The sequence below is a fragment of the Cytobacillus horneckiae genome, assembly GCF_002835735.1.
Classification (GTDB): Bacteria; Bacillota; Bacilli; order Bacillales; family Cytobacillaceae; genus Cytobacillus; species Cytobacillus horneckiae.
Window position 1 is genome coordinate 41942 of sequence record NZ_PISD01000018.1, and the last position, 26640, is coordinate 68581.

The window sequence follows — 26640 nt, forward strand, 5'->3', positions numbered from 1 at the left end:
ATCAAATTATTCAATGCGCCCATTGCTTAATAATAGACTCCAGCTTTCACCCAAATCTGTCGTTTCATATACATCAGAAAGATAAGTGGAAAAGGCAACTGTTTGTTCACTGTTTTGGTTTACGGTAATAAAAGTAATTGGGTTATCATATTTAAGAAAAGGTATATCGATTTCTTCTATTTTGCGTGATTCTAAATCAAGTTTGTTTAGCTTGATTTTTTCATTTTCTACGGACGAGTAGAAAAGCGTGTCGTTGGAGAATGCAAGTGCTGTTACCATTACAGGGTCTGAAATCAACTCCATACTTTCACCGCTGTCTTCAGATAAATAGATCCCGCTGCGCGTAGCCATAGCCATTATTTCATTATCTTCAGGGTGTGGAGCAATCATTCCAAGAGTATTTGCGTCCATTCCATTCAATGCTAATGGGTCCCAGCTTTTTCCGCCATCATTAGAAATGTAAACGCCTTGAGCTAACTCATTTGAATCTTCTTGCTGGATAAGATACAATGTTTCCGTTTTATAGCCGGCCGATAAAAATTGAAAGGCTTCTTTACCGCTTAAAGATACTGGCTGAATAGTAGCTCCCTTATCCGTGCTCTTACTCACCCCTAAAGCTGCGTTATTGTCTTTAGAAGCATTTGCTTTCATGCCGCTAGTATAAAAACCATCAGAAACTGCTGAGAAGCCATAAAAGTTGTGATTTTCAGCAGTATTTTCGAACCATTTATTTTCTCTATAGATTTTTAATCCATCAGTTGTAGCAATATATAAACCATCATCATTTCCAGGGTAGCCAATTCCTTGTAATTGCTCAAGCTGTTTAGGGGAAGCCGCAACGGTTTCAAATTTACGATTATCTTCGGTTGTTTGTTGGGGTGCCTCTGTATTCTTTGTCTCTTTCTCATCTGAACTAGAACAACCTGTCATAAAAATAAGAAAGAATAGCAATAAGCCGACGGAATATTTCCACTTCATCTTTTAAACCACTCCAAGATATGTCATTTATTTTGTAGCCAATATTCTACTTACTTTAAGGTAATGGAGTACAACCTGCATGTCAAATAGATGTCACCTTCGAAATTATTGATAGAAATTTCAGAATAAAATTCCTATAATAGGATTAGTACATATTGAAAGGGAGAGATAAAATGACAGCTGCTATATATTCTGATGTATGGGATTTGGATACCTTCTTTCTAGGGGGAAGTGAGTCAGCGGAATTTCAAGCTTATTTAATGGAGGTCCATAAGCGCATTGATTCCTTAAGTCAGGCGATACATAGTTGGGATGTAGCAAATAACGAAGAGGATAGAGAAAAAATCACTCAAATCCTGTTTTTATTTCAGCAGGCAGGGGTGAAGATAAGACAGGCCGGAGCCTATGTATCTTGTTTGGAAGCGGAAAATACAGCAGATACAAATGCCGGACCATTAAGAGCAAGGGTGACAGAGTTAAGCGCAGACTTAAACACAAGTTTATTGCCGTTTGATCAAAAGCTTACAAAGATTAAGCATGATTTATGGCAAGCGTTTTTACAAACGGATGAATTAAAAGAAATATCCTTTATTCTGAATGAAAGACGTGAAAAAGCACAGGAGAAGCTGTCTCAGGAAGAGGAAGCAATCATACAATCTCTAAGTGTTGATGGTTACCATGGGTGGGGTCAGATGTATGATGTAGTTGTTGGTACGATGGTAATTCCTTTTGTCGAGAATGGAGCAGAACAGAATTTATCTGTTGGACAAGCAGCAAATAAATTCTCTCATCCAGATAGAAACGTAAGGCAAGCTGTATTTACAAAATGGGAGCAAGCATGGCAGGATAAAGCTCCATATTTTGCAAAAACATTAAATCATCTCGCTGGCTTTCGATTAAATATTTATAAAAAACGAGGCTGGGATGACCCGCTAAAGGAGCCATTGGCAATTAATAGAATGGAGCGGAACACACTTGATGCTATGTGGGACGTCATTGCCAAGAATAAAGCGCCATTTGTGAAGTTTTTAGAACGTAAAGCGGAATTATTAGGGGTGGAAAAGCTTAGCTGGTATGATTTAGACGCTCCGCTTGGAAGCGCTGAAACAAAGGTATCCTACCAAGAGGGTGCTGAGTTTATCATTGAGCATTTTAGCCAATTCGGCCAAGAGATGAAGGCTTTTGCAGAAAAAGCTTTTGAAAACCGGTGGATTGAAGCTGAAGACCGCCCAAGTAAAAAGCCTGGTGGCTTTCATACTTATTTTGCCGAAAGCCAGGAGTCGAGAATTTTTATGACGTATTCCGGTTCGGCTTCAAATGTATCGACATTGGCGCATGAATTGGGTCATGGCTTTCATACTTACGCAATGAAAGACTTGCACTTTTTAAATCGCAACTACTCCATGAATGTGGCTGAAACTGCGTCAACTTTTGCAGAAATGATTGTTGCTGATGCGTCAGTAAAAAATGCAAAAACAGATGAGGAAAAGCTCGCACTGCTTGAAGATAAAATTCAGCGCTCTGTAGCGTTGCTAATGAACATTCATGCGCGCTTCCTTTTTGAAACAAAATATTATAATGAAAGAGCAAAAGGAATGGTTTCCGCTGAAAGATTAAATGAGCTGATGACTGAAGCTCAGAAGGAAGCTTATGGTCATGCGCTCGATGAGTATCATCCGTCATTCTGGTCATCAAAGCTTCATTTTTATATTACCGGCGTACCGTTTTATAATTTTCCATATACGTTTGGCTATTTGTTCTCGCTTGGTATTTATGCTTATGCGCAAGAAAAGGGAGCAGCTTACGAGGAGCAGTACATTGCCCTTTTAAAAGATACCGCCTCTATGAAAGTAGAAGACCTTGCGAAGAAGCATTTGCAGACAGACTTAACTAAACCTGATTTTTGGGAAAAAGCAGTGCAATTATGCATTGATGATGTAGAAGAATTTTTAAGCTTAACACAGTCGTAACAATTTAAGATCTCATTGAATTTTTTCAATGAGATTTTTTTGGTCCATTTTGCTTTACCTTCATAGAGCCTCGCAAATAAAAATGGATGAGATTCCAAATATCCTCTAATTTTAATAGTCCAGTTGTTCTTTCAAATGATATAATAGCACTCATGGAATCATCACATTTGTTTAGTAACATGATTCTATTGATTTATCGCAGATTAACGGCAATTAGACCAGAATGCGAAAGAGCGGAAAAAACTTTGATAAAATTGTTCGTAAAAACTCTAATTGATTTGTGAGAGTAGAGAAATATCTTACTAATTGAAGGTTCGCTTTATTTGAATATAATCATTAATTGATGTAGTCTTGTCACTTTTAATTCAATGATGCGATAATAAGATAAATATGAACGAAGTAAAGAAAGGTGTAAAATATGAAGCAGTCCATCTACCGTGCAATGATTGAATTAACAAATGGGAGGTTCACATCTTCGCTTTTGTACAAATTTGCAAGGTCAAAATTAAGCAGATTTGCAATCGCCCCATTTTCAAAAACATATAGAATTAATGAAAGTGAAATTGAAAATGAACTTAGCAGCTTTGCAACCTTACATGAATTTTTTATTAGGAAGTTAAAACTAGACGCCAGGCCGATCGACGTGGATGAGGATTCAATTGTAAGCCCTGTCGATGCTGTGATTGAGGATATTGGTCTTGTTGATAATGATCGTAAAATAACAGTAAAAGAAAAAGATTACTCTATAGCAGAAATGCTGGGCGGAGATGAAGAGGCGGAAAAGTATAAAGGTGGAACTTTTATGATTCTTTATTTAAGTCCTAGCCATTATCATCGAATTCATAGTCCGGTAACTGGAAAAGTTAAAAGGCAATGGACACTTGGCAAAAAGTCATATCCTGTAAATAAGTGGGGTCTTGCCTTCGGAAAAGATACGTTATCTAAAAATTATCGGAAAATATCAGAAGTGCAATTTGACGGTGGAGAATTAGCGATTGTAAAAGTGGGCGCAATGTTCGTAAATTCTATTGAAAGAACACATGTAAATGAAACATTGCAAAAAGGCGAGGAAATGGCATATTTTTCTTTTGGTTCGACAGTTATATTACTTTTTCAAAAGGATGCCTTTCAGTTATTACCTTCCATCCAAGCACCTGCACCGGTGAAAGTGGGAGAATGTATAGGTCATATTGTGTGAAAGATAGAATAACTTGGCATTCGCCAAGTCTACTTAGCGAATGCCATAGTTTTTCAGTTCACGTAACCGGATAGCCAAAAAGAAAAAGCCCTCTTATTTGGGCTGACTTCCTTTAAGAGGAAGCTTTAATTCTATTTGATAAAGATCTCCTGTGAATTTCAGTCTCAATGAGACGGATAAAGTCCAGGGAAAGTTGTAGTTTTATGGCTTTATGGTAGGACTCAATTAATAACTCATCAGATAATTTTCGCATGTTGGACTCTCACCTCCATCAAATGATTCGTTCTAGCTAATCAATTTATTTCATAAGATGTAGGTTTCCTAGCTGTAAGTATAACTTTAGCAGAACGAAAGAAATAGAACAATCGTTCGTTTATCCACAGCGAATAGTGGATAACTTGTTATTAATTTGTTAATATGTTCCACTAAGTGGTAAGCTGAGCAGTGTATAATGTGCATAACGTTATCCACAATTTTTTTAGAGTGAAAATTGTCGAAAAATATTTTATGTATAAATAAACTGAATCGGTATGAATGGCTAAAATAGGATTGACCGCAATATTCGAATATGCCATAGTAGGGCAGGATAATAAATAATTACCATTCTCAGTTATCTTAATGAATTACAATTAACATAAATCTCACCTAAACGGGACTAGAGGAATTGTAAGACTGCAAGTATTGATTAGTTATCTAATAAAAATGGGACATAAAAGAGTAAAAAACAAAAGGGCAGTGCGTCGCCTCCTTGATTTGAGTCTGATTGAAGGGCAGATAATTTCGACTACCTTGCTTTATTTGAGACATGTGTTGTTGCAAGGCAGGAAAGGTAGTAAGAGTTTGAAAATAGAAGACGGATTTGATCAATGAGATCTACTAATCGCAGATTAACGAGCACTAAGACCGCCACCTCAAAGTTTAGGTGGCGTATATGCCCGTAAAAGCCCGCTTCTTATAATTCAGACTAAATACGCACTTACTGTGGCAACGTCTGAGTGACCCGTCTCCTGCGTGCCAAAACTAACCTTCAGTGGGGGATTTAGAAACACCTCCACTGAAGGAAGTTTCACTTTATCGGGTATAAATAAAAAGTGCAGATTTTGATATTAAAAAGATTGAGGTGTAAATAATAGTGTTAAAAAACTTTTTGCCGGACCAGCATGTGAAAACCGTCTTTGAGGTCACACCTGAATTATTAAAAGAGCAGGGTGTGAAGGGAATCATTACAGATTTAGACAATACGCTTGTAGAATGGGATAGACCACATGCTACTCCGCAATTAATTAAGTGGTTTGAAGAATTAAAAATGAGCGATATAAAGGTAACGATTGTTTCCAATAACAATGAGAGCAGGGTAAGGGCTTTTTCAGACCCGTTGAATATACCATTTATTTATCAGGCAAGAAAACCGATGGGGCGTGCATTTAAAAGAGCGCTTCGTGAAATGAATTTAACTCAGAAGGAAACGGTCGTCATAGGAGATCAGCTTTTAACAGATGTATTAGGCGGAAATAGAAGCGGATTTAATACCATTTTAGTCGTTCCGGTCGCACAAACTGATGGTTTTATGACTAGATTCAACCGTAAAATTGAACGAAGAATTCTTAATTGGTTTAGAAAAAAAGGTATGATTAGCTGGGAGGATTAAGGAATTGACAGAACAATATGTATGTATCGGATGCGGTGTGAAAATTCAAACGGAACAACGTGATGAAATTGGATATGCGCCGCTGTCTGCTTTGCAAAAGGAAGAAATTATTTGCCAGCGCTGTTTTCGCTTAAAGCATTATAATGAAGTCCAGGATGTAAGTTTAACAGATGATGATTTTCTCAAAATCTTAAACGGAATTGGTCAAAAGGATGCTTTGATTGTCAAAATCGTTGATATCTTTGACTTTAATGGGAGCTGGCTTCCAGGCCTGCACCGATTTGTCGGCAACAATAAAGTACTGCTTGTCGGTAATAAAGTTGATTTATTGCCAAAGTCTGTTAAACATAATAAACTCATTCAATGGATGAAACAAGAAGCGAAACAATTAGGGCTGAAGCCTGAAGATGTATTTCTTGTCAGTGCGGCAAAGGGAAAGCAAATTGCTGAAGTGGCAGAAGCGATTGATCAGTACCGACGTGGAAAAGATGTATATGTGGTCGGCTGTACTAATGTAGGGAAATCGACATTTATTAATCGCATCTTGAAGGAAGTGACCGGTGAGGGTGATGTTATCACAACCTCACATTTTCCGGGAACAACATTGGATATGATTGAAATACCGTTAGCTGACGGCAAAGCATTAGTGGACACACCGGGTATTATTAATCACCATCAAATGGCTCATTTCGTTGACAAGCGAGACTTAAAAGTAATAACACCAAAGAAAGAAATTAAGCCGAAAGTTTATCAGCTGAATGAAGGACAAACTTTGTATTTTGGCGGCCTGGCCCGCTTCGATTTTATTAGCGGAGGGAGAAAGTCATTTAGCTGTCACTTATCTAACGAAATAAATATCCATCGAACGAAAACAGAGAACGCCAATCAATTATATGATAAGCATGTAGGTGAAATGCTTACGCCTCCGCGTCAAGATCAGCTTGGGACATTCCCAGAGCTTGTCCGTCATGAATTTTCAATCAAAGAAGGGAAGACGGATGTGGTCTTTTCAGGATTAGGATGGATGACGATTAATGAGGGCGGCATAAAGGTGGCTGCATATGTACCTAGAGGTGTGAGTGTTTTATTGAGAAAATCCTTAATATAGTAAAAGGCAAGGGGAGAGAAACAGATGCAACAATTTTTTGCTGTAATCGGTGATCCAATTGCACATTCGATGTCTCCAGCGATGCATAATGAGTTATTTCAATTGAATGAACTGGACGCCTATTATTTGCCGCTGCGAATAAAAAGTGAAGACTTGCGTGTGGCTGTTGCAGGTCTTAGAGCTATTGGAATAGCTGGATTCAATGTAACTGTACCGCATAAAGAAGCAATTATGCCATTATTAGATGAGATAGATCCATTGGCGAAAGCGATTGGTGCAGTCAACACTGTTGTTAATCAAGCTGGAAAGCTCGTTGGGTACAATACGGATGGTACAGGCTATATTGCTGGCTTAAAGGAAGATTTGCAAGATTTCAATCAGAAAAAAATGTTAATCATCGGGGCAGGCGGCGCAGCAAGAGGCATTTACTATGCGCTGGCTGAAGCAGGAGTAGAGGAAATCGATATTTGCAATCGCACATTGGATAAAGCGAGAAAGCTGGCTATGGAATGTCCATATCCTGTAAAATCAACACTTTTGACAATACAGGAGGCAGAGCAGCTGTTGGCGCAATATGATTGTATTATCCAAACTACATCGATTGGAATGTCGCCTCACATTGGAGAAAAGCCACTGTCATTAAAAAAATTAAATCAACATGCGTTTGTCAGTGACATTATTTATAACCCACATGAGACCGCTGTTTTGCATGAAGCAAAACAGAGAGGCGTAAATGTACAAAATGGTTTAAATATGTTTGTATATCAAGGTGCCCTTGCCTTTGAAAAATGGACAGGCATTTTGCCTGACAGCGAACGGATGAAGAAAAATGTGTTACAACAACTAGGAGGTTAACAATGTTAACAGGAAAACAAAAACGATTTTTACGCTCACAGGCACATCATCTAAACCCAATTTTTCAAGTTGGAAAAGGCGGGGTAAACGAAAATATGGTGAAACAAATTAGAGATGCACTTGAAGCAAGAGAGCTTTTGAAAATAAGCATACTGCAAAATTGTGACGAGGATAAAGACACAGTGGCGAGTGCACTAGTAAAAGGTACTAGAGCAGAGCTTGTACAGGTTATTGGCAATATCATTGTTCTTTACAAAGAATCAAGAGAAAACAAGCAAATTAAATTGCCGTAGTTAGAGGTGAGGGGTGAAACAACGTGAAAAAAGTCGGTATTCTTGGCGGCACTTTTGATCCGCCGCATATTGGTCATTTAATCATTGCCAATGAAGTGCTGCATACCCAAGAATTAGATGAAATTTGGTTTATGCCAAATCAGGAACCTCCTCATAAAGTAAAAACTAATAAGATTAGTAATGCAGATCGAGTCAATTTATTGAGGCGGGCAATTTCGACTCATAAGCAGTTCCGGATAGAGACGATAGAGCTGGAAAGAAAAGGCCCCTCCTATACAGCAGAAACGATGAAAATCCTAACTGAGAGAGAAAAGGATGTAGAGTTTTACTTTATTATTGGTGCAGATATGGTTGAATATTTACCTAAATGGCATCAAATTGACCAATTATTGCACCTAGTTCGTTTTATCGGAGTGAAAAGGCCCGATTATAATCTGAATTCGAAATATCCAATAATCTATGTAGATGTTCCTGAAATCGGAATTTCGTCAAGTTTAATTAGACAACGAGTGGAAGAGGGAAAAACCATTCGTTATTTGGTGCCTGATGAAGTGCGGGTATATATGAAGGAGAACAGGTTATATGAATCGTGAACAAGCTTTAAAAATCGTTAAAGAACAATTAACAGATCATCGATATACACATACAATTGGGGTAATGGAAACAGCTATTTTGCTGGCAGAAAAATATGGAGCTGATGAGAAGAAAGCCGAAACAGCTGCTATATTCCATGATTATGCAAAGTTTCATCCGAAGGATCAAATGAAGCAGATTATTATTGAACAACAGATGCCTAGTGATTTGCTTGATTTTAGTAGTGAACTTTGGCATGCTCCAGTAGGTGCTTATTTCGTTGAAAAGGCTGTTGGCATCAATGATAAAGAAATATTAGATGCGATTAGATTTCATACTTCTGGTCGCGTAGGCATGTCCTTATTGGAGAAGATTGTTTATTTAGCCGATTATATAGAACCGGGCAGGCATTTCCCTGGGGTTGATGAAGTGCGTAGACTTGCGAAAACAGATCTTCATGCTGCATTAGTGACATCTGTACAAAATTCAATCATGTTTTTATTAAAAAAGGGCCAGCCAGTTTACCCGTTAACAATTGATATGTATAACGACTTAGTAATAAATAAGGAAGGATTGATTAGATGAATGAAAAAGAATTATTGCTGACAACTGTAAAAGCTGCAGATGACAAACGTGCGGAGGATATTGTCGCACTAAATATGAAAGGGATTTCCTTAATCTCGGATTATTTTGTCATTTGTCACGGTAACTCAGATAAACAAGTACAGGCGATTGCAAGAGAAATAAAGGATAAGGCTGAAGAGAATGGCTATGAAGTGAAAAGATTGGAAGGGTTTGATGAAGCCAGATGGATCTTGGTTGATCTTGGAGATGTTGTCGCCCATGTCTTTCATCGTGATGAAAGAAGCTATTATAATTTAGAACGTCTTTGGGGAGATGCCAAAGTAGAAGATATTCAAAGCGAGCTTCAACAATAATGAGCTATCAACAATTTGCCTATTTGTATGATGAGTTAATGAAAGATGCTCCATATGATGAGTGGGTGAAATTTCTAGCGAAACAAACGGAAAAACATCAACTTCAGGGAAATAGATTGCTTGATCTTGCATGTGGTACAGGTGAGCTTTCTGTTCGGCTCGCACAAGCGGGATACGATGTAGTGGGTGTGGATCTCTCTGAAGATATGCTGGCTGTGGCACAGGGAAAAGCAGCAAGCCAGCAAGCATCCATCCAGTTTTTTCAGCAAAATATGGCGGAACTAGACGGCTTAGGAAAGTATGATTTGATTTGTATATTATGTGATTCACTAAATTATTTAGAAACTGAAGAAGAAGTGGCTGCCACATTTCACGCTGTGTATAATCATTTAAGCAATGGAGGCTTATTTGTTTTTGATGTTCATTCACTTTATAAAATGGCTTATTTATTTATCGATCAAACCTATGTTTTAAACGATGAAGAAATAAGTTATATATGGCAAAGCTTTGCCGGTGAGCATGAACATAGTGCCGAGCATGAATTATCGTTCTTTGTGTTGGATGAAGAATCCGGCCGCTATGACCGCTATGATGAGCTCCATTATCAACGCACATTTTCTCCAGAGGTTTATCAGACGTGGCTGAATGAATGTGGATTTACAATACTTCAAGTTAGCGCTGATTTTCATGACGGGCCAATTGAGGAAAATCCTGAGCGGATATTCTTTGTTTGTACAAAAAATTAATCTGTGCAAAGGTGTAAATAAGAAAAGCCATCTCAAAAAGAGATGGCTTTTTTAGAGGGAATAACAATGGAGATGGAGAATTAAATAGTTGTATACTGCTTTTTAACATTTTCTATATCTTCATCAAATTTTGCATGTGTTGCTTGGAATAAGTGCTCGAACATTTCTCCAATTTCAGCTTCCATTACTTTAATTCCTTCTCCAGTTACTCCGCCTTTTACACATACCTTTTCCTGCAAAGTAGGTAATGTATAGTGCCCTTGTCGCAGCAGCTCGCCAAGTCCGATCAGCATTTCGCTCGCAAGCTTAGTTGCTGTTTCAGCATCGATCTCGGTCTCTGATACAGCGGCCTCAATAAACTTCTGAGTTAAAAAGCTGAAAAAAGCTGGTCCGCAGCTAACAATATCTGAAGCAACCCTCGTAATCTCTTCATTAATCTCCACTGGTATGGATATATGCTCAAATAATAATTTAATCTTTTGAATCCAGCTTTGTTCGCACTGTTCTCCAAAGGAAACTAATGACACACCTGCTAAAGCGCGGTTAGTTATGCTTGGTATCACCCTGGCAGTTGAACATGGGACGACTGATTCCATCTGTTTTACACTAATAGGGCTAGTTATGGAGACTACACATTTGTCCTTTGTAAGATAAGGACTAATCCTCTTAATGACATGATAAACGTCATGAGGTTTTACACAAATGAAGATAAGCGATGCATTTTTTGCTGTTGTGATGGCATCAGCAGCAACATTTACTTCAGTGTATACCTTTTTAATCTGTAAAGCCTTCTTGACACTCCGGTTTGTGATTGTCATGGAAGAAGGGGATACGGCTTTGCTGTCAAGCATTGCTTCTGCCAAAATCCTCCCCATATTGCCTGTGCCAATCATGCCGATTTTCATAAGTTTTTCCCTCCTTCACAAGCAAGAATTACTCCTATAAAAGTATGAAATAGTGCTCTGATTTATGCTAAAAGAAAGGAATCGTTTTATGATCAATACGCTGATGAAGAAAAATTGGCTTTATGTTTGCGGCGGAATTATTGCTGTCATTGCTGCGGTACTTGTTTATTTACGACAACCAGAAGATAAACCTATTTCTATAGAACAATTGCTTCTTGAAGAAACAAAATCAACAGACATAGTGGATGAAGAGGAAGAAATCGACGAAATTATTGTAGATGTAAAAGGGGCTGTTAATCGCCCTGGTGTGTACACTGCCTCCAATCAAGAGCGTGTAATTGATGTGATTAATCGCGCTGGAGGGCTGTCTGAAAATGCAGATGAAATGCTAGTAAACTTTGCACAGAAGGTAATGGATGAAATGGTCATATATATCCCTGTCATTGGCGAAGAAGCTGATGGCTATACGATGCAGGAAATTGCAGGGAGCCAATCAGCTAATGATGGTATCATTAATATAAATTCAGCAACTGAATCAGAGCTCGAAACGCTAGCTGGAATAGGACCTTCAAAAGCAGCTTCCATCATTGAGTATAGAGAAGCAAACGGACCATTTCAGCAAATTGAAGATATAAAGAAAATTAGCGGTATTGGTGACAAGACTTTCGAAAAACTTAAAGATTCAATAAAAATTAAATAGTCTGATTGTTAAGCACCTGTCCTCTATGAAACCGATAATAAAAAACTATCAAAAGTAATCCAAGACTGATGATGAGAGGCATTAAGGAGGGATAGTCTTTTAATGTGATTTGACCATGTTCAGCCGGGGGATTAAACTTAAATGAAGAAATAGATGTATTGAAAGAGGAGAGAGAAAAGTGGAAAGAATTTCATGGAATCAATATTTTATGGCGCAAAGCCAGTTGCTTGCGCTGAGGAGTACTTGTACAAGACTAGCTGTAGGAGCAACGATTGTCCGTGATAAACGAATTATCGCTGGAGGCTATAATGGCTCCATAGCTGGAGGGGTACATTGTATTGATGAAGGCTGTTATGTAATTGATCATCATTGTGTGAGAACGATTCATGCAGAAATGAATGCGATATTACAATGCGCAAAATTCGGTGTACCAACAACAGATGCCGAAATTTATGTGACGCATTTTCCTTGCTTGCAATGCTGCAAAGCCATTATTCAAGCAGGCATTAAAAAAGTATATTACGCACAGGATTATAAAAATCATCCTTATGCCATCGAATTATTCGGACAAGCAGGAGTATCTGTAGAAAAAGTTGAACAAAATGAAATGAAAGTTGAGCTTCATTCACTGGAAAAACAGCAATTTTTAGATAGAGTATTCAATGAGCTTGAAAAGAATGCTGCTAATAAAGGAGGGTTAGCTGAATTAAAGAAAGAAGCTGATAAGCTTTTTTCAGCAGAATAGATTTTAATATAATCCTATATAAAGTGCCGGAATGTCATCGTCAATTCAAGCTCTATTATTCATATTCAAAAGTGGGAAATTCCATGAGCGAGGTGAATTTCAGCTTGCTTATGGAACTTACCTTTAGAAAGGTGGTTTGATTTTGAGAGGCAAATGGATTTATTTTGCCATTGCTAGTGTTTCTGGTTTACTTTCTTCGCTGTTTTCATCAGTTTTTATTTTCCTCCATATCATTTTCCTTCTGTTTATCATTCGGATTCAACGTCTATCTTACAAACAATTCTTTTTTCTATGCTTATGTTTTCTTGCTTTTTTTATTAGAGGAGAGCTTGCAGAAAGATTCAATATTTCAAAAATAGCATCAGAAACAAATCAGTTTCACATCCTGTTTTTACGTGATTGGGATATAAATGGTGATTTATTAACGGCTGAAGTGAAGGAGGTTAGAGCAGGTGAGAAGCTTATTTTGCGGTATAAAATAAAGTCTATGGAAGAAAAGCGGTTATTAAATGAGAGACTAAGCGCAGGCGTAGGCTGCAGCTTAAAGGGCAGTTTAGCAGAGCCTGCCGTTGCGACCAACCCTAATGGGTTTCATTATCGAAACTTTTTATATCATAAGCAAACTTACTGGATCTTGACAGCCGATGAGTTATCACTGCAACAATGTAAAAAGGAAGACTCATCCCTTGTAACCTTTTTTCAAAATTTAAGAAGTAAAGGAATTGATTATCTTCGAACAAATTTCCCCTCTCATACAGCTCCGCTAGCCGTCGCACTTATTTTTGGAGATAGAGGGTTGATTGATGAATCTAGCCTGCTCGCCTATGAAAGACTAGGAATCGTCCATCTATTAGCTATATCCGGATTACATGTCGGATTGTTAACTGGGATGTTATTTTATTTAGGAATCAGAATTGGAATAACAAGGGAAAGCATGATACATTTTTTAGTTGTTTTTCTACCTTGCTATGCGATACTTGCTGGTGCAGCACCATCCGTTGTACGAGCGGTATTGATGCTGGTGCTTGTATTGGCTATCCGAAAATATATACCATCTATATTAACTCAGGATGTACTTTCCTTTGTTTTAATACTATACATTCTCTTCACACCGTATATTATTTTTCATGTCGGTTTTCAGCTATCCTTCGTCGTAACCTATTTCCTTATTCTCAGTACGCCCATATTATTAAAAAAAGAGATGCATCCAATGAAAACGATATTTTTTACATCTGTTGTTTGCCAATTAGCATCTGTACCTATCTTGTTTTACTATTTCTTTGAAGTATCAATCATTTCCATTCTAGCTAATATCCTCTATATTCCGTTGTTTTCAGTGATTATTTTACCTTCCTTACTCATCTTATTTCTTCTACATTTGCTTTTTGGCAGTCATGTTTTTATTCTGTTGACCATTATTAATACACTCCTTGGCTGGTTGGATGATTTCGGAAAAGTAATGGCTGACCTCCCTTTTGCAGTCCTAACGCTAGGAAGACCTCATCCGATTATCGTGATGCTCTATATCGCTGCAGCAATCCTTTTTTTTATATTATGGGAAAAGTGTGAGGGGAAGAGGAAGTTCATAAAATATTCTTTTATACCAGGTTTTGTGGTTGTCATCCATTATGTTTCGCAAGTATACACACCTTATGGAGAAATTACTTTCATTGATGTTGGTCAAGGAGACAGCATATTTATTAAACTTCCGTATAATCAAGGAAATTATTTAATCGATACGGGAGGCAGTCTTGCTTTTCCGTTGGAGGTATGGCAGCAAAGGAAGAAAAAATTTGATCCAGGAGCGGAGATTGTGATGCCTTTTTTAAAAAGCAAGGGAGTTACAACGATTGATAAACTAATATTGACTCATGGAGATGCAGATCATATTGGTGGGGCTGAAGCAATTGTGAAGGCTTTTCATGTGAAGGAGATTGTGATGCCAATTACAGCAGAACTGTCACAGCTGGAAAAGGAATTAATGAGGATAGCACTGGAAAAAGGTATACCTTTAAGGACAATAGGTGCAGGAGAAAGCTGGGGATTCAGGGAGGCGCAATTTGTTGCTCTCATGCCAATTGTTGCACAGGCAGAATCAAAAAATGACGGTTCGATTGTACTTTTTGCAAAAATAGGTGGTTTTAGGTGGTTATTTACCGGGGATTTAGAAAAAGTGGGGGAAGAGCAATTCATTAAGAAGTACCCTCACCTCACTGCAGATATATTAAAGGTTGGCCACCATGGAAGTAAAACGTCTTCGACCGAGGCTTTTCTTGAGCATATTCAGCCAAGTGTAGGAGTGATATCAGCGGGGAGAAAGAATCGCTATGGTCATCCGCATAGTGAGGTATTAGACCGTCTCGATCAATTCGATGTCATGATCTACCGGACGGATTTGCATGGTGCAATTACCTATAAATTCTCTGGAAAAACAGGAACTTTTTCCGCAGTCCTGCCATAAGATATTTTAGCTAACTAGAAAGGTCTAAAGCAAAACAAAAAGGAAAAGACTGCATATAATGCAGTCTCCAGAATGATTGCGTTTAATAAAAGTCTTAACAATATGTAGCTGTATTCATAAGAAGCTGTCTGCTTTTATTAAACTCTTCAGTCAATTTTCGCAAATTTGCGATTAAGCTCCGATAACTTTAATGACTGTTGCAATAATGAACAGTAGTGCAAAGAATCCGAAAGAGGCAATGAATCCCATTGCTGAGTCACCAATGTCGTGACGTTTTGATTGGACGTTTTTTTCAAATTCGTTCACAGTCAACCCTCCTATTTCCTATTAAGTATAAGTGATTTACTAGAAAAAATCTACACTTCTAAGCTTCCTTTTCCTATCCTTACAAGAGTTGTCAGCAATAAGTAAGGGACAGCTTGTGCAATATAATCTATAACAAGGGTGCACCGCTACAACGAGAGTATCCTAGGCCTCGTCGTTGAAGCGTTCTATATAGATTTGGAAAAGGCGCTTATTAAGTGCCTTTTCTTTTGTTTATTTTACGCAGATTAACGGGTAGGTACGACCGTTAAAGACGACAATTTAGGATAAGCCGTGAATGATGGAAAGCTGCTACTGATGGAAGTTTCACTTTATTGTAAACAAAAAATGTTTATTTAATTCTGCTTGTCAAATTGGATTAGCTTCTATAGGATAGATAGTACTTAAGCAAAATAGATCGGAGCGAGCAAAAATTGGTTTTTGATATATGGAAGCAAATTAGAGCGAAAAGCTTTACCCCTCTTTATTTACTATATGGAACTGAACCATATCTTATAAATGAAACGAAACAACTTCTGATTAATCATGCTTTGAGTCCTGAAGAAATTGATTTTAACCTTTCTTCTTATGATTTAGAAGAGACCTCGATTGAAACGGCGCTTGAAGATGCGGAAACATTTCCTTTTATCGGTGAACGCCGCTTGATTTTTTTACATAATCCCTTCTTCTTAACTGCTGAAAAGTCAAAAGCAAAAGTAGAGCATAATTTATCTCGGCTTGAGTCGTATTTAAAAGATCCTGCACCCTATACGATTATCGTTTTCTCAGGAGCATATGAAAAATTAGACGAAAGAAAAAAACTGACAAAGCAAATTAAAAAATCAGCTTCCGTCCTTGAAGCGAAAAAGCTTAATGAATCTGAATTAAAGGTGTGGATTCGCGACAGGGCAGCTGCAAATGGCGTCCAAATTGATGAAGAGGCAGTAGAACTGATGCTAACCCTGGCAGGTACCAATCTGTTTATGCTAACAAGTGAATTAGATAAATTATCCCTCTATGCTGAGGATGAAAAACGGATTGATGTGAAAATAGTGGAACAGCTTGTATCACGTTCATTAGAACAAAATATCTTTACTTTAGTTGATAAAATTGTTCATCGAAATATAGAAGAAGCGCTTCGTATTTATTATGATTTATTAAAGCTTAATGAAGAGCCGATTAAAATCCTCGCAGTGATTACGAATCAATTCCGGCTGATCTATCAAGTAAAGGAATTAGCAAGAAGAGGGTATGGGCAAAATCAAATTGCGGGGTACATTAAGGCGCATCCCTTCAGAGTAAAGCTCGCGGCAGGACAGGCGAAGCTATTCAGTGATGAAGAGCTTGTGCAAATAATGAATTTGTTAGCTGACTCAGATTATCAAATGAAAACCGGCGGTATGAATAAGGCGCTGCTCATTGAATTATTTTTATTTAAATTAAACCGCAATGCATTAGAAAGTAAATAAGAAAAAAGCAATCCAGTATTTGGATTGCTTTTTTTGTGAAGAAAATGGTGAAGAATTACTTTTCCTTCGAAAACTCGTCACAAATGTTGCTGGTATGTAAAAGCAGCATAGCCTGGAAATAAAAAAAGCTATCCAATCGGATAGCTGTGAATCTTTAAACTTACGCGTTTAAAGAGTTCATTTTTTTCATTAAACGAGATTTTTTACGAGCAGCAGCATTTTTATGGATAAGTCCTTTTGCAGCAGCTTTATCTAATTTGCTTGAAGCAAGTGCAAAATTTTCAGTTGCAACAGCACCGTCGTTATTAACGATAGCAGCTTCAACTTTTTTCACTGAAGAGCGCATATTAGATTTTACAGTTGCATTATGTGCATTACGAGCTTCGTTAGTTTTTACACGTTTGATAGCAGATTTAATGTTTGGCATTCCATTCACCTCCTACAAAAAAAGCATCGAGATTATATCAACTCGACATTTGCATTCATCATTAACAAATTTCAGAACAAGTGATATTTTATCAAACACAAGCGGATAATGCAATACTCACCTTTTAAATTACGGAGACTTCGGAAATGATGATGAATGATTTTTACATTGTTCGGTAAAGCTAAAATTAACTGTATCTACTAATTTATTGGATAGCTGTTTTTGAATCAATAGGTATATGTCAAGCTTCTGGAACGGTTCTAATAATTGTTATGTGATGAATGGGCTTTTAATTTTATCTATGATAATTAGTCGTGCAAAAAAAACTTTTCTTTTTAAATAATATTTGATTGTGAGGGTGTTTGGATGAACGAACGATTGGATTTAAGCAAATATAGCATAAGAACGGATTTAGCAGTTGAAGCGCGTGAGTTAGTGCTTGAAGGTCGCGGTATTCAAAAAGAAGAAAATCTCTCACATATCGAGGGTGTCATAATAAAAGAAAAAGAAGAGAATGGAATTAAGCGTTCTTATGTTGAAGTAACGGCAAAGGGAGCAGAGGTGTTAGGAAAAAAGGAAGGGAAGTATTTAACACTTGAAGTACAAGGGATTAGACAGCAAGATACCGATCTTCAATTAGAGGTTGAAAAAGTATTTGCTAAAGAAATGGCGCTATTCATAAAAAATCTTGGTATAAAAGAGGATGCCTCCTGCTTAATCGTTGGTCTTGGAAACTGGAATGTTACACCAGATGCACTGGGGCCGGAGGTTTGTGAGAATCTATTAATTACAAGGCATCTCTATGAATTGCAGCCTGAAAGTGTGGAGGAAGGATATCGGCCGGTAAGTGCGATAGCTCCTGGCGTAATGGGTTTAACAGGGATTGAAACGAGCGATATTCTATTTGGAATTGTGGAAAAAACAAAACCGGAATTTGTCATTGTTATTGATGCGCTTGCTGCGAGATCGGTTGAGAGAGTGAATTCAACGATACAAATCTCTGATACAGGCATTCATCCAGGCTCTGGAGTAGGGAATAAAAGAAAAGAAATAAGCGAGAAAACATTTGGGATTCCTGTAATTGCAATTGGAGTACCAACAGTGGTTGATGCTGTATCTATCACAAGCGATACAATCGATTTTATCCTAAAGCACTTTGGGAAAGAACTTCGTGAAGGTGATAAGCCGTCAAGGGCACTTGCGCCAGCGGGAATGAACTTTGGTGAAAAACGCAAATTGACTGAAGAAGATTTGCCGGAGGAAGAACAAAGGCAAACATTTTTAGGAATAGTAGGGACATTGCCAGAGGAAGAAAAAAGAAGACTGATTTATGAAGTGCTCTCGCCAATTGGCCATAATTTGATGGTGACACCAAAGGAAGTGGATGTTTTTATTGAGGATATGGCCAATCTATTAGCGAATGGTTTGAATGCGGCTCTTCATAAAAGTGTTAACCAGGAAAATACCGGTTTTTATACAAGATAAAAATTCGGTCTATCTTCTCTAGTAAAGTCATATAAATTACTAGAAAAAACAAAAGGTGATATTAATGAAGATGTTCATGTTTAAATTATTTCTCCTCGTATCTCTTATGTTTGTGGCGGTATTGTTTGGAATGCAAAAAGCGAACGATGGCATCCATAATATGAGAGGATATGAGGACTCCGCTTATGGGGGTGCATTAACAGTAGAGCAATCAGATCAAGGCGATATTGAAGCGTCTCTTCTCGGTAAGGAAGTATCCAGCCATGATTTGGAAGCGAAAAAAAATCAACTAGAGGATATGCAAGTGTATAATTTTTTCTCATCAATGGGCAAGGGACTTTCTGAAGGCGCCCAATCCATAGCTGAAAAAGGTATAGACTATCTTTCAGGTCTAATAAAAGAAAAGTAGCGACAATGCAGTCGCTATTTTTCTTTTTGCTCATTTTAAGCGATTATGATAGTCGTTGAATCTTCGATAGGGTACTGATATAATCAAAAATATGTATGTCTTTATAGGGAATTGTCTTATAGAAATACACTTTAAATACATATAATAATCCTTTAGATGAAAGATAATATGTCTAAAGATATAGATGATAAAATAGCTTTTTAGCGCCGATATACTTTAAAAGAGGCGCACTGCGTTTTATATAGGAGTGAAAATATATTCATGAACAGAGAAGAGAGACTTAAAAGGCAAGCAAGGATTAGAAATTTTTCCATTATCGCTCATATCGATCATGGTAAATCTACTTTAGCCGATCGGATTCTGGAAAAAACAAATGCGTTGACATCAAGAGAGATGAAAGATCAGTTATTGGATTCAATGGATCTTGAGCGTGAGCGTGGAATAACAATTAAACTAAACTCAGTTCAATTAAAATACAAGGCAACTGATGGAGAAATCTATACATTTCATTTAATTGATACGCCGGGGCATGTCGATTTTACTTATGAGGTTTCGAGAAGCCTTGCAGCCTGTGAAGGTGCAATACTTGTTGTAGATGCAGCGCAGGGAATTGAGGCACAAACTTTAGCCAATGTATATTTAGCTCTTGATAATGACTTAGAAATACTGCCTATTATTAATAAAATTGATTTACCAAGTGCTGACCCAGAACGTGTACGCAATGAAATCGAAGAAGTTATTGGCTTGGATGCTTCAGAAGCAGTGTTAACTTCTGCAAAAGCCGGCATCGGCATAGAGGATATCCTTGAGCAGGTAGTGGAAAAGGTACCAGCGCCAACAGGCGATCCTGATGCTCCGCTAAAAGCATTGATTTTTGACTCGCTATATGATGCTTACCGCGGTGTTGTTGCTTATATTCGAGTTGTGGAAGGAACGGTAAAAGTCGGCGATAAAGTGAGAATGATGGCAACTGGCAAGGAATTCGAAGTAACCGAGGTTGGCGTCTTTACACCTAAATCTACTCCGCTTGATGAGCTTTCCGTAGGGGACGTTGGGTTCTTAACAGCTGCGATTAAAAATGTTGGCGATACGCGCGTCGGTGATACGATCACTAATGCGAAAAACGGCGCGACTGAGCCGCTGCCAGGTTATCGTAAGTTAAATCCAATGGTTTATTGCGGTCTTTATCCAATTGATAGTGCGAAATTTAACGATTTACGCGAAGCGCTTGAAAAACTTGAATTGAATGATTCAGCATTACAATTTGAGCCTGAAACTTCACAAGCTCTTGGTTTTGGTTTCAGATGCGGATTCCTTGGGCTGCTGCATATGGAAATTATCCAGGAACGGATTGAACGTGAATTCAAAATTGATTTAATTACGACTGCTCCAAGTGTTATCTATGATGTAGTAATGACAGATGGAACAGAAATGAAAGTAGATAATCCTTCTGATATGCCGGATGCTCAAAAAATAGATCGGGTAGAAGAGCCATATGTTAAAGCGACAATGATGGCACCAAATGATTATGTTGGAGCTATTATGGAATTATGCCAGCAAAAACGCGGCAACTTTATTGATATGCAATATATGGATGAAACGCGCGTAAATATTACGTATGAAATTCCTCTTTCAGAAATTGTTTATGATTTCTTTGATCAGTTAAAATCAAATACTAAAGGGTATGCTTCCTTCGATTATGAGCTAATTGGCTACAGACCGTCTAAACTTGTGAAGATGGATATTTTACTTAATGCGGAAAAGGTTGACGCACTAAGTTTTATTGTGCATAGAGACTTTGCTTATGAGCGCGGAAAAGTGATTGTTGAAAAGTTAAAGGAATTAATTCCACGCCAGCAATTTGAAGTGCCTATCCAAGCCGCTGTAGGTCAAAAAATCATTGCCCGTTCCACTATTAAAGCCATGCGTAAAAATGTTTTGGCAAAATGTTATGGTGGGGATATCTCTCGTAAGCGTAAATTACTTGAAAAGCAAAAGGAAGGTAAAAAACGCATGAAGCAAGTAGGTTCGGTTGAAGTGCCTCAAGAAGCATTTATGGCTGTATTAAAAATGGATGATACTAACACGAAAAAGTAAATCATTGCTTTGTTATAATAGGTTAGGTATGCTTTCTCATAAAGCATATGCTAGCCTATTTTTTTAGCAATAAAATATATAAAAGTTGATAGCAGTAAAACCATGCAATGAATTAATGGAAAGCAACGCGTTTTAAAAAAATGCGAGAAATTATGGGGGGAACATTCCTTCTTTAAATAAAGGGTGTGTGAAGAAATGATGAATGCGGCATATATTCATATACCGTTTTGTGAGCATATTTGTCATTATTGTGATTTTAATAAAGTATTTTTAAAGGGTCAGCCGGTGGACGAGTACCTAGAATATTTGGATAAAGAAATCGAGCTCACGCTCCGAAATACTGAAAGCCAAAAGTTTAATACCATTTTTATTGGCGGTGGGACACCAACAGCGTTAAATGAAAAGCAGTTGGATAAACTATTAAAGACGATTAATAACTATTTGCCGGCTGCGAAGGATTATGAATATACATTTGAAGCAAATCCAGGCGATTTATCCTATGAAAAACTTTCGCTGCTCCATGATGCAGGTGTGAACAGGCTCAGCTTGGGAGTCCAAACCTTTAATGATGAGCTTTTAAAAAGAATTGGCAGGGTCCATCGTGCGAAGGATGTTTTTCAATCGGTAGATGCAGCTAAAAAAGCAGGTTTTGAAAATATAAGTATAGATTTGATTTATAGTCTTCCTGGTCAGACGATAGATGATTTTAAAGAAACATTATCAACATCATTTACTCTTGATATTCAGCACTATTCAGGCTATTCGCTGATTATTGAGCCAAAAACCGTTTTCTATAACCTGATGAGAAAAGGAAAGCTGCCAACTCCTGGAGAAGATGTGGAAGCAGCAATGTATGAATTGCTAATGGAGGAAATGGACAAGCGTGGCTATCAGCAATACGAAATCAGCAATTTTGCAAAACAGGGATATGAAAGCAAACATAATTTAACCTATTGGAATAACGAGTGGTATTACGGCTTTGGCGCAGGTGCCCACGGCTATGTAAACGGATATCGCACATCAAATCATGGTCCATTAAAGAAATATATGGAACCGATTAAATCAGGTGATTTGCCAATATTGGATAAGCATAAAACGACAATAAAAGAGCAAATGGAAGAAGAGATGTTTCTCGGTCTTCGCAAAATTAATGGGGTCTCCATTAGCCATTTTAAAGAGAAGTTTAATGATGATCCGCTCCGATTATTTGGGGATGAAATTCAAGCGCATATGAACAATCACCTTCTCAAAGTAGATGGCGACGAAATAAAATTGACAAGAAAAGGCTGTCTTTTAGGGAATGAAGTATTTCAATCTTTCATAAAGTGATGCTTTTATCTATGGAGTGCTGCCACTAAAGATTGTTGAACCAATCGGGCTTCAATTCCCGACTAAGCATCATTGATTCCTTCAAATATAGAGGAAGGGCGCCAATTTATCTGTTAACAAGCGATAAGCAATCTTCTTCTAGATAAATATGCTCAAATGATTGACACTTAAGCATTGATTTGATAATTTATTATTAGATTTAGCACTCAGTATTAAAGAGTGCTAACAGAGGTGATAACTGTGTTAACAGATCGTCAATTGTTAATCTTTCAAGTAATTGTTGATGATTTTATTCAAACTGCACAGCCGGTGGGATCCAGAAGCTTGTCCAAGAAAAGCGAGATTTCTTTTAGCTCGGCAACGATAAGGAATGAAATGGCTGATTTAGAGGAACTTGGATTTATTGAGAAAACACACACCTCATCCGGAAGAATTCCTTCTGAAAAAGGGTATAGATATTATGTGGATCATTTATTATCTCCACAGCGTCTCAATAAACGAGAGGTTCATCAAGTGAAATCGATTTTTGCAGAAAGAATTTATGAACTTGAGAATATTGTTCAAAAATCAGCAAAAATTTTATCTGAGATGACAAACTATACATCGATTGTTTTAGGACCTGCTGTAAGAGAAAATAAATTGAAGAAAATACAGATTGTTCCTTTAAACGATCATACAGCCATTGCCATAATCGTAACTGATACCGGGCATGTAGAAAACCGCATGTTTCATATACCGGAGTCGTTGGACCCTGATGATATAGAAAAGATGGTCAACATCTTGAATGACCGCTTGACAGGAGTTTCGCTTGATCATTTAAACAATAAAATTTATAAGGAAGTAGCAATGCTTCTGCGCCATCATATCCATCACTATGACTTAATGCTTAATTCGATTGTTGATACGATAAAAATGCCAGCGAATGAAAAGCTTTTCTTCGGTGGTAAAACGAATATATTAAGCCAGCCGGAATTCCATGATTTCGACAAGGTGAAGGGCTTGCTTCATATGATTGAGCAGGAAGATGGTATTTATGAACTTATTAGAAAAAATGAAGCGGGTATCAGTGTGAAAATCGGCAGAGAGAATAACAATACTGCAATGGACAATTGCAGTTTAATTACAGCAAGCTATTCGATTGGTGCTGAACAACTGGGGACCATTGCAATTCTAGGACCAACAAGAATGGAATATTCGCGTGTGATCAGCCTGCTGCAATACCTTAGTAAAGGGCTTTCATCCGAGCTTTCTAAGTTGTATCAAAATGAGTGACCCTGGTAATATTGAATAAGGGTGGAATCATTATTTCCACCCCTTTAGTGATGTAAAACAACTTGAAAGAAACATCGATTTGAGGGAGGTGAAAAAGTTGGCAGAAGAAAAAGAAACAGTACAAGAAGAAATGACTCAAGCAGAAAATAAGCATAGTTCCGAACAAGTGGAGGAAGTATTCGCTGAAGCTGCTGACGTTCAAACTGAGGGTGCAAATGAGGAGCCTTCTGAAAGCGATGCAGAATTCGCTGCGTTACAATTAAAGGTAACTGAACTGGAAAGCAAGCTGGAAGAAGCAGAAAATCGTTATTTACGACTGCATGCTGATTTTGAAAATAGCAGACGCCGTGCGAAATTAGACCGTGAAGCGTCTGAAAAATATAGAGCACAAAGCTTAATCACGGATTTGCTGCCTGCAATCGATAACTTCGAAAGAGCGATGCAAACTCAAGCGGATGATGAGCATGTAAAATCATTGCTACAAGGAATGGACATGGTTTATCGCAGTTTGATCGATGCCTTGAAAAAGGAAGGCGCTGAGCAAATTGAGGCTGTTGGAAAAGAATTTGATCCGCATGTTCACCAAGCAGTAATGCAAGTGGAGGATGATCAATTTGGATCCAATATTGTTGTTGAAGAATTCCAAAAAGGTTATATGTTGAAAGATCGTGTAATTCGTCCAGCAATGGTAAAAGTCAATCAATAACTACATATTTTATGGAGGTATGAGAAATGAGCAAAATTATCGGAATTGACTTAGGGACAACCAACTCTTGTGTAGCCGTGCTAGAAGGCGGGGAAGCAAAAGTTATCCCTAATCCAGAAGGTAATAGAACAACACCATCTGTTGTTTCATTTAAAAATGGAGAACGTCAAGTAGGGGAAGTGGCAAAACGCCAAGCAATTACAAACCCCAATACAATTCTTTCTGTAAAGCGCCATATGGGGACAGACTACAAGGTTGAAGCAGAAGGCAAGGAGTATTCTCCACAAGAAATTTCCGCCATCATTCTTCAATACTTAAAAGGATATGCGGAAGATTATTTAGGAGAGTCGGTAACTAAAGCGGTTATCACTGTTCCTGCTTACTTCAATGACGCAGAGCGCCAAGCAACTAAAGATGCTGGTAAAATCGCAGGCCTAGAAGTTGAGCGTATTATTAACGAGCCTACAGCTGCAGCATTGGCTTACGGAATGGATAAAGTAGACGAAGATCAAACAATTTTAGTTTATGACTTAGGCGGCGGTACATTCGACGTATCCATTCTTGAACTTGGCGACGGTGTTTTTGAAGTTAAGTCTACAGCAGGTGACAACCGTCTTGGTGGAGATGACTTTGACCAAGTAATCATTGATTATTTAGTAGAACAATTCAAAAAAGAAAACGGAATTGACTTATCAAAAGATAAAATGGCACTTCAGCGCTTAAAAGATGCTGCTGAAAAAGCAAAGAAAGATTTATCTGGTGTAACCTCTACACAAGTATCTCTTCCATTTATCACAGCTGGCGAAGCAGGACCGCTTCACATGGAAGTGACTCTTTCTAGAGCAAAATTTGAAGAAATCTCTGCTGACTTAGTAGAACGTACAATGGGACCTACTCGCCAAGCATTAAAAGATGCTGATTTATCAGCTTCTGAAATTGACAAAGTTATCTTGGTTGGTGGTTCTACTCGTATTCCAGCAGTACAGGAAGCAATCAAAAAAGAGACGGGCAAAGAGCCTCATAGAGGTGTAAACCCGGATGAAGTTGTATCAATGGGTGCAGCTATTCAAGGTGGAGTTATTACTGGAGACGTAAAAGACGTTGTACTTTTAGACGTAACACCTCTTTCTCTAGGAATTGAAACAATGGGTGGAGTGTTCACTAAATTAATCGACCGTAATACAACTATACCTACTTCAAAATCACAAGTATTCTCAACTGCTGCTGATAACCAATCAGCTGTAGATATACATGTATTGCAAGGGGAGCGCCAAATGGCTCAAGACAACAAAACTCTTGGCCGTTTCCAATTAGGCGATATTCCTCCAGCACCGCGCGGCGTACCGCAAATTGAAGTATCTTTTGATATTGACAAAAATGGTATTGTTAATGTTCGTGCGAAAGATTTAGGAACAAATAAAGAGCAAGCAATCACAATCAAATCTTCTACTGGCCTTTCTGATGATGAAATCGAAAGAATGGTAAAAGAGGCTGAAGAGAATGCAGATGCAGATAAGAAACGCAAGGAAGAAGTAGAGCTTCGCAATGAAGCGGACCAATTAGTCTTCACTACAGAAAAAACACTTAAAGACCTTGAAGGTAAAGTGGATGAAGCTGAAGTGACAAAAGCTAACGCTGCTAAAGATGAATTGAAAGCTGCAATTGAGAAAAATGAGCTTGAGGAAATCCGTGTGAAGAAAGATGCCTTACAAGAAATTGTGCAAGCATTAACGATGAAACTTTATGAAGAAGCTGCACAACAAGCACAAGCTGCACAAGGTGCAGAAGGCGAAGCTTCTCAAAAGTCAGCGGATGATAATGTAGTTGACGCTGAATACGAAGAAGTAAAAGACGACGATAAAAAATAATAATTTAGCTTATAAAAAGTCAAAGTCAGGTTCTACTTGGCTTTGGCTTTTATTTTTTGGCTGCATAAGATATGGTATGGAGTGAAGGGTTGGCCATTATTTTTTATTAGAGGCTAGAGAGGATAGGAAGATCTTATTTAAAAGATAAGAAAGTATA

General features: G+C 37.8%; 26 protein-coding genes. 21 read left to right on the forward strand and 5 right to left on the reverse strand.

Annotated features, from left to right (window positions below):
* Positions 1-6 precede the first annotated feature (6 nt).
* Entirely contained in the window at positions 7-978 is a 972-nt protein-coding gene (locus CWS20_RS09595; protein WP_066191892.1) for a F510_1955 family glycosylhydrolase, read from the reverse strand.
* A 173-nt stretch (positions 979-1151) separates the two neighbouring features.
* Here CWS20_RS09595 and CWS20_RS09600 point away from each other — a divergent pair, with 173 nt between their 5' ends.
* Both CWS20_RS09600 and CWS20_RS09605 read left to right on the forward strand, forming a co-directional pair.
* Positions 1152-2948 carry a M3 family oligoendopeptidase gene (locus CWS20_RS09600; protein ID WP_066191894.1) on the forward strand — a complete coding sequence of 599 codons (1797 nt, stop codon included), beginning with the start codon at positions 1152-1154 and terminating at the stop codon, positions 2946-2948.
* 418 nt (positions 2949-3366) lie between these two features.
* Positions 3367-4146, forward strand: coding sequence for a phosphatidylserine decarboxylase (locus tag CWS20_RS09605; RefSeq protein ID WP_066191896.1), 780 nt, complete (start codon positions 3367-3369; stop codon positions 4144-4146).
* A gap of 112 nt (positions 4147-4258) precedes the next feature.
* Here CWS20_RS09605 and CWS20_RS09610 read toward each other — a convergent pair whose 3' ends face one another.
* Positions 4259-4399 carry a sporulation histidine kinase inhibitor Sda gene (locus tag CWS20_RS09610; RefSeq protein WP_083957188.1) on the reverse strand — a complete coding sequence of 47 codons (141 nt, stop codon included), beginning with the start codon at positions 4397-4399 and terminating at the stop codon, positions 4259-4261.
* Positions 4400-5278: 879 nt separating this feature from the next.
* On the opposite strand from CWS20_RS09610, the gene CWS20_RS09615 reads away from it, so the two are divergent.
* From CWS20_RS09615 to CWS20_RS09650, 8 genes are read left to right on the forward strand one after another with little or no spacing between them, the layout of a single operon-like run.
* Complete coding sequence (locus CWS20_RS09615) at positions 5279-5794, forward strand: YqeG family HAD IIIA-type phosphatase (RefSeq protein ID WP_066191898.1); 516 nt, start codon at positions 5279-5281, stop codon at positions 5792-5794.
* A 4-nt stretch (positions 5795-5798) separates the two neighbouring features.
* Entirely contained in the window at positions 5799-6902 is a 1104-nt protein-coding gene (gene yqeH, locus CWS20_RS09620) for a ribosome biogenesis GTPase YqeH (protein WP_066191900.1), read from the forward strand.
* A 24-nt stretch (positions 6903-6926) separates the two neighbouring features.
* Positions 6927-7757: a shikimate dehydrogenase gene (gene aroE, locus CWS20_RS09625; RefSeq protein WP_066191901.1), complete on the forward strand. Its 831-nt coding sequence runs from the start codon at positions 6927-6929 to the stop codon at positions 7755-7757.
* Between the two features lie 2 nt (positions 7758-7759).
* Positions 7760-8050 carry a ribosome assembly RNA-binding protein YhbY gene (yhbY, locus tag CWS20_RS09630; protein WP_066191903.1) on the forward strand — a complete coding sequence of 97 codons (291 nt, stop codon included), beginning with the start codon at positions 7760-7762 and terminating at the stop codon, positions 8048-8050.
* Between the two features lie 23 nt (positions 8051-8073).
* Positions 8074-8643, forward strand: a complete 570-nt coding sequence (locus CWS20_RS09635) for a nicotinate-nucleotide adenylyltransferase (RefSeq protein ID WP_066191905.1) — start codon at positions 8074-8076, stop codon at positions 8641-8643.
* Complete coding sequence (yqeK, locus tag CWS20_RS09640; RefSeq protein WP_066191907.1) at positions 8633-9208, forward strand: bis(5'-nucleosyl)-tetraphosphatase (symmetrical) YqeK; 576 nt, start codon at positions 8633-8635, stop codon at positions 9206-9208. Before CWS20_RS09635 ends, yqeK begins: the two co-directional genes overlap by 11 nt.
* Entirely contained in the window at positions 9205-9561 is a 357-nt protein-coding gene (gene rsfS / locus CWS20_RS09645) for a ribosome silencing factor (RefSeq protein ID WP_066191909.1), read from the forward strand. Before yqeK ends, rsfS begins: the two co-directional genes overlap by 4 nt.
* Complete coding sequence (locus CWS20_RS09650) at positions 9561-10307, forward strand: class I SAM-dependent DNA methyltransferase (protein ID WP_066191913.1); 747 nt, start codon at positions 9561-9563, stop codon at positions 10305-10307. Before rsfS ends, CWS20_RS09650 begins: the two co-directional genes overlap by 1 nt.
* Positions 10308-10387: 80 nt before the next feature.
* Here CWS20_RS09650 and comER read toward each other — a convergent pair whose 3' ends face one another.
* Entirely contained in the window at positions 10388-11212 is an 825-nt protein-coding gene (comER, locus tag CWS20_RS09655) for a late competence protein ComER (protein WP_066191914.1), read from the reverse strand.
* Between the two features lie 88 nt (positions 11213-11300).
* Between comER and CWS20_RS09660 the strand changes: the two genes are divergently transcribed.
* The 3 genes from CWS20_RS09660 to CWS20_RS09670 all read left to right on the forward strand — a co-directional run bounded on the left by CWS20_RS09660 (position 11301) and on the right by CWS20_RS09670 (position 15118).
* Positions 11301-11912 (forward strand): helix-hairpin-helix domain-containing protein, encoded by a 612-nt coding sequence (locus tag CWS20_RS09660; protein ID WP_066191915.1) that lies wholly within the window; start codon positions 11301-11303, stop codon positions 11910-11912.
* A gap of 178 nt (positions 11913-12090) precedes the next feature.
* On the forward strand, positions 12091-12657 hold the full coding sequence (locus tag CWS20_RS09665) for a ComE operon protein 2 (protein WP_066191917.1): 567 nt from the start codon (positions 12091-12093) through the stop codon (positions 12655-12657).
* A gap of 142 nt (positions 12658-12799) precedes the next feature.
* Positions 12800-15118 (forward strand): DNA internalization-related competence protein ComEC/Rec2, encoded by a 2319-nt coding sequence (locus CWS20_RS09670; RefSeq protein ID WP_066191918.1) that lies wholly within the window; start codon positions 12800-12802, stop codon positions 15116-15118.
* Between the two features lie 171 nt (positions 15119-15289).
* Here CWS20_RS09670 and CWS20_RS09675 read toward each other — a convergent pair whose 3' ends face one another.
* A complete protein-coding gene (locus tag CWS20_RS09675; RefSeq protein ID WP_066191919.1) occupies positions 15290-15424 on the reverse strand; it encodes a YqzM family protein in 135 nt (44 codons plus the stop codon).
* A 431-nt stretch (positions 15425-15855) separates the two neighbouring features.
* Between CWS20_RS09675 and holA the strand changes: the two genes are divergently transcribed.
* The gene (gene holA, locus CWS20_RS09680; protein WP_066191921.1) at positions 15856-16890 is read left to right on the forward strand and encodes a DNA polymerase III subunit delta; all 1035 of its coding nucleotides are present in this window, start codon (positions 15856-15858) and stop codon (positions 16888-16890) included.
* A gap of 160 nt (positions 16891-17050) precedes the next feature.
* On the opposite strand, the gene rpsT is transcribed toward holA, so the two are convergent.
* Complete coding sequence (gene rpsT / locus CWS20_RS09685) at positions 17051-17317, reverse strand: 30S ribosomal protein S20 (protein WP_066191923.1); 267 nt, start codon at positions 17315-17317, stop codon at positions 17051-17053.
* A 366-nt stretch (positions 17318-17683) separates the two neighbouring features.
* Here rpsT and gpr point away from each other — a divergent pair, with 366 nt between their 5' ends.
* From gpr to dnaK, 7 genes are all read left to right on the forward strand, one after another.
* Entirely contained in the window at positions 17684-18802 is a 1119-nt protein-coding gene (gene gpr / locus CWS20_RS09690) for a GPR endopeptidase (protein ID WP_066191925.1), read from the forward strand.
* Between the two features lie 64 nt (positions 18803-18866).
* The gene (locus tag CWS20_RS09695) at positions 18867-19211 is read left to right on the forward strand and encodes a YqxA family protein (RefSeq protein ID WP_066191927.1); all 345 of its coding nucleotides are present in this window, start codon (positions 18867-18869) and stop codon (positions 19209-19211) included.
* 261 nt (positions 19212-19472) lie between these two features.
* Complete coding sequence (gene lepA, locus CWS20_RS09700) at positions 19473-21308, forward strand: translation elongation factor 4 (RefSeq protein ID WP_066191929.1); 1836 nt, start codon at positions 19473-19475, stop codon at positions 21306-21308.
* 195 nt (positions 21309-21503) lie between these two features.
* Entirely contained in the window at positions 21504-22637 is a 1134-nt protein-coding gene (gene hemW, locus CWS20_RS09705; RefSeq protein ID WP_066191930.1) for a radical SAM family heme chaperone HemW, read from the forward strand.
* Positions 22638-22877: 240 nt separating this feature from the next.
* Positions 22878-23909, forward strand: coding sequence for a heat-inducible transcriptional repressor HrcA (hrcA, locus tag CWS20_RS09710; protein ID WP_066191932.1), 1032 nt, complete (start codon positions 22878-22880; stop codon positions 23907-23909).
* A gap of 97 nt (positions 23910-24006) precedes the next feature.
* A complete protein-coding gene (gene grpE, locus CWS20_RS09715) occupies positions 24007-24615 on the forward strand; it encodes a nucleotide exchange factor GrpE (protein WP_241198865.1) in 609 nt (202 codons plus the stop codon).
* Between the two features lie 26 nt (positions 24616-24641).
* Positions 24642-26483, forward strand: a complete 1842-nt coding sequence (gene dnaK / locus CWS20_RS09720) for a molecular chaperone DnaK (protein ID WP_066191935.1) — start codon at positions 24642-24644, stop codon at positions 26481-26483.
* Positions 26484-26640: the final 157 nt, after the last annotated feature.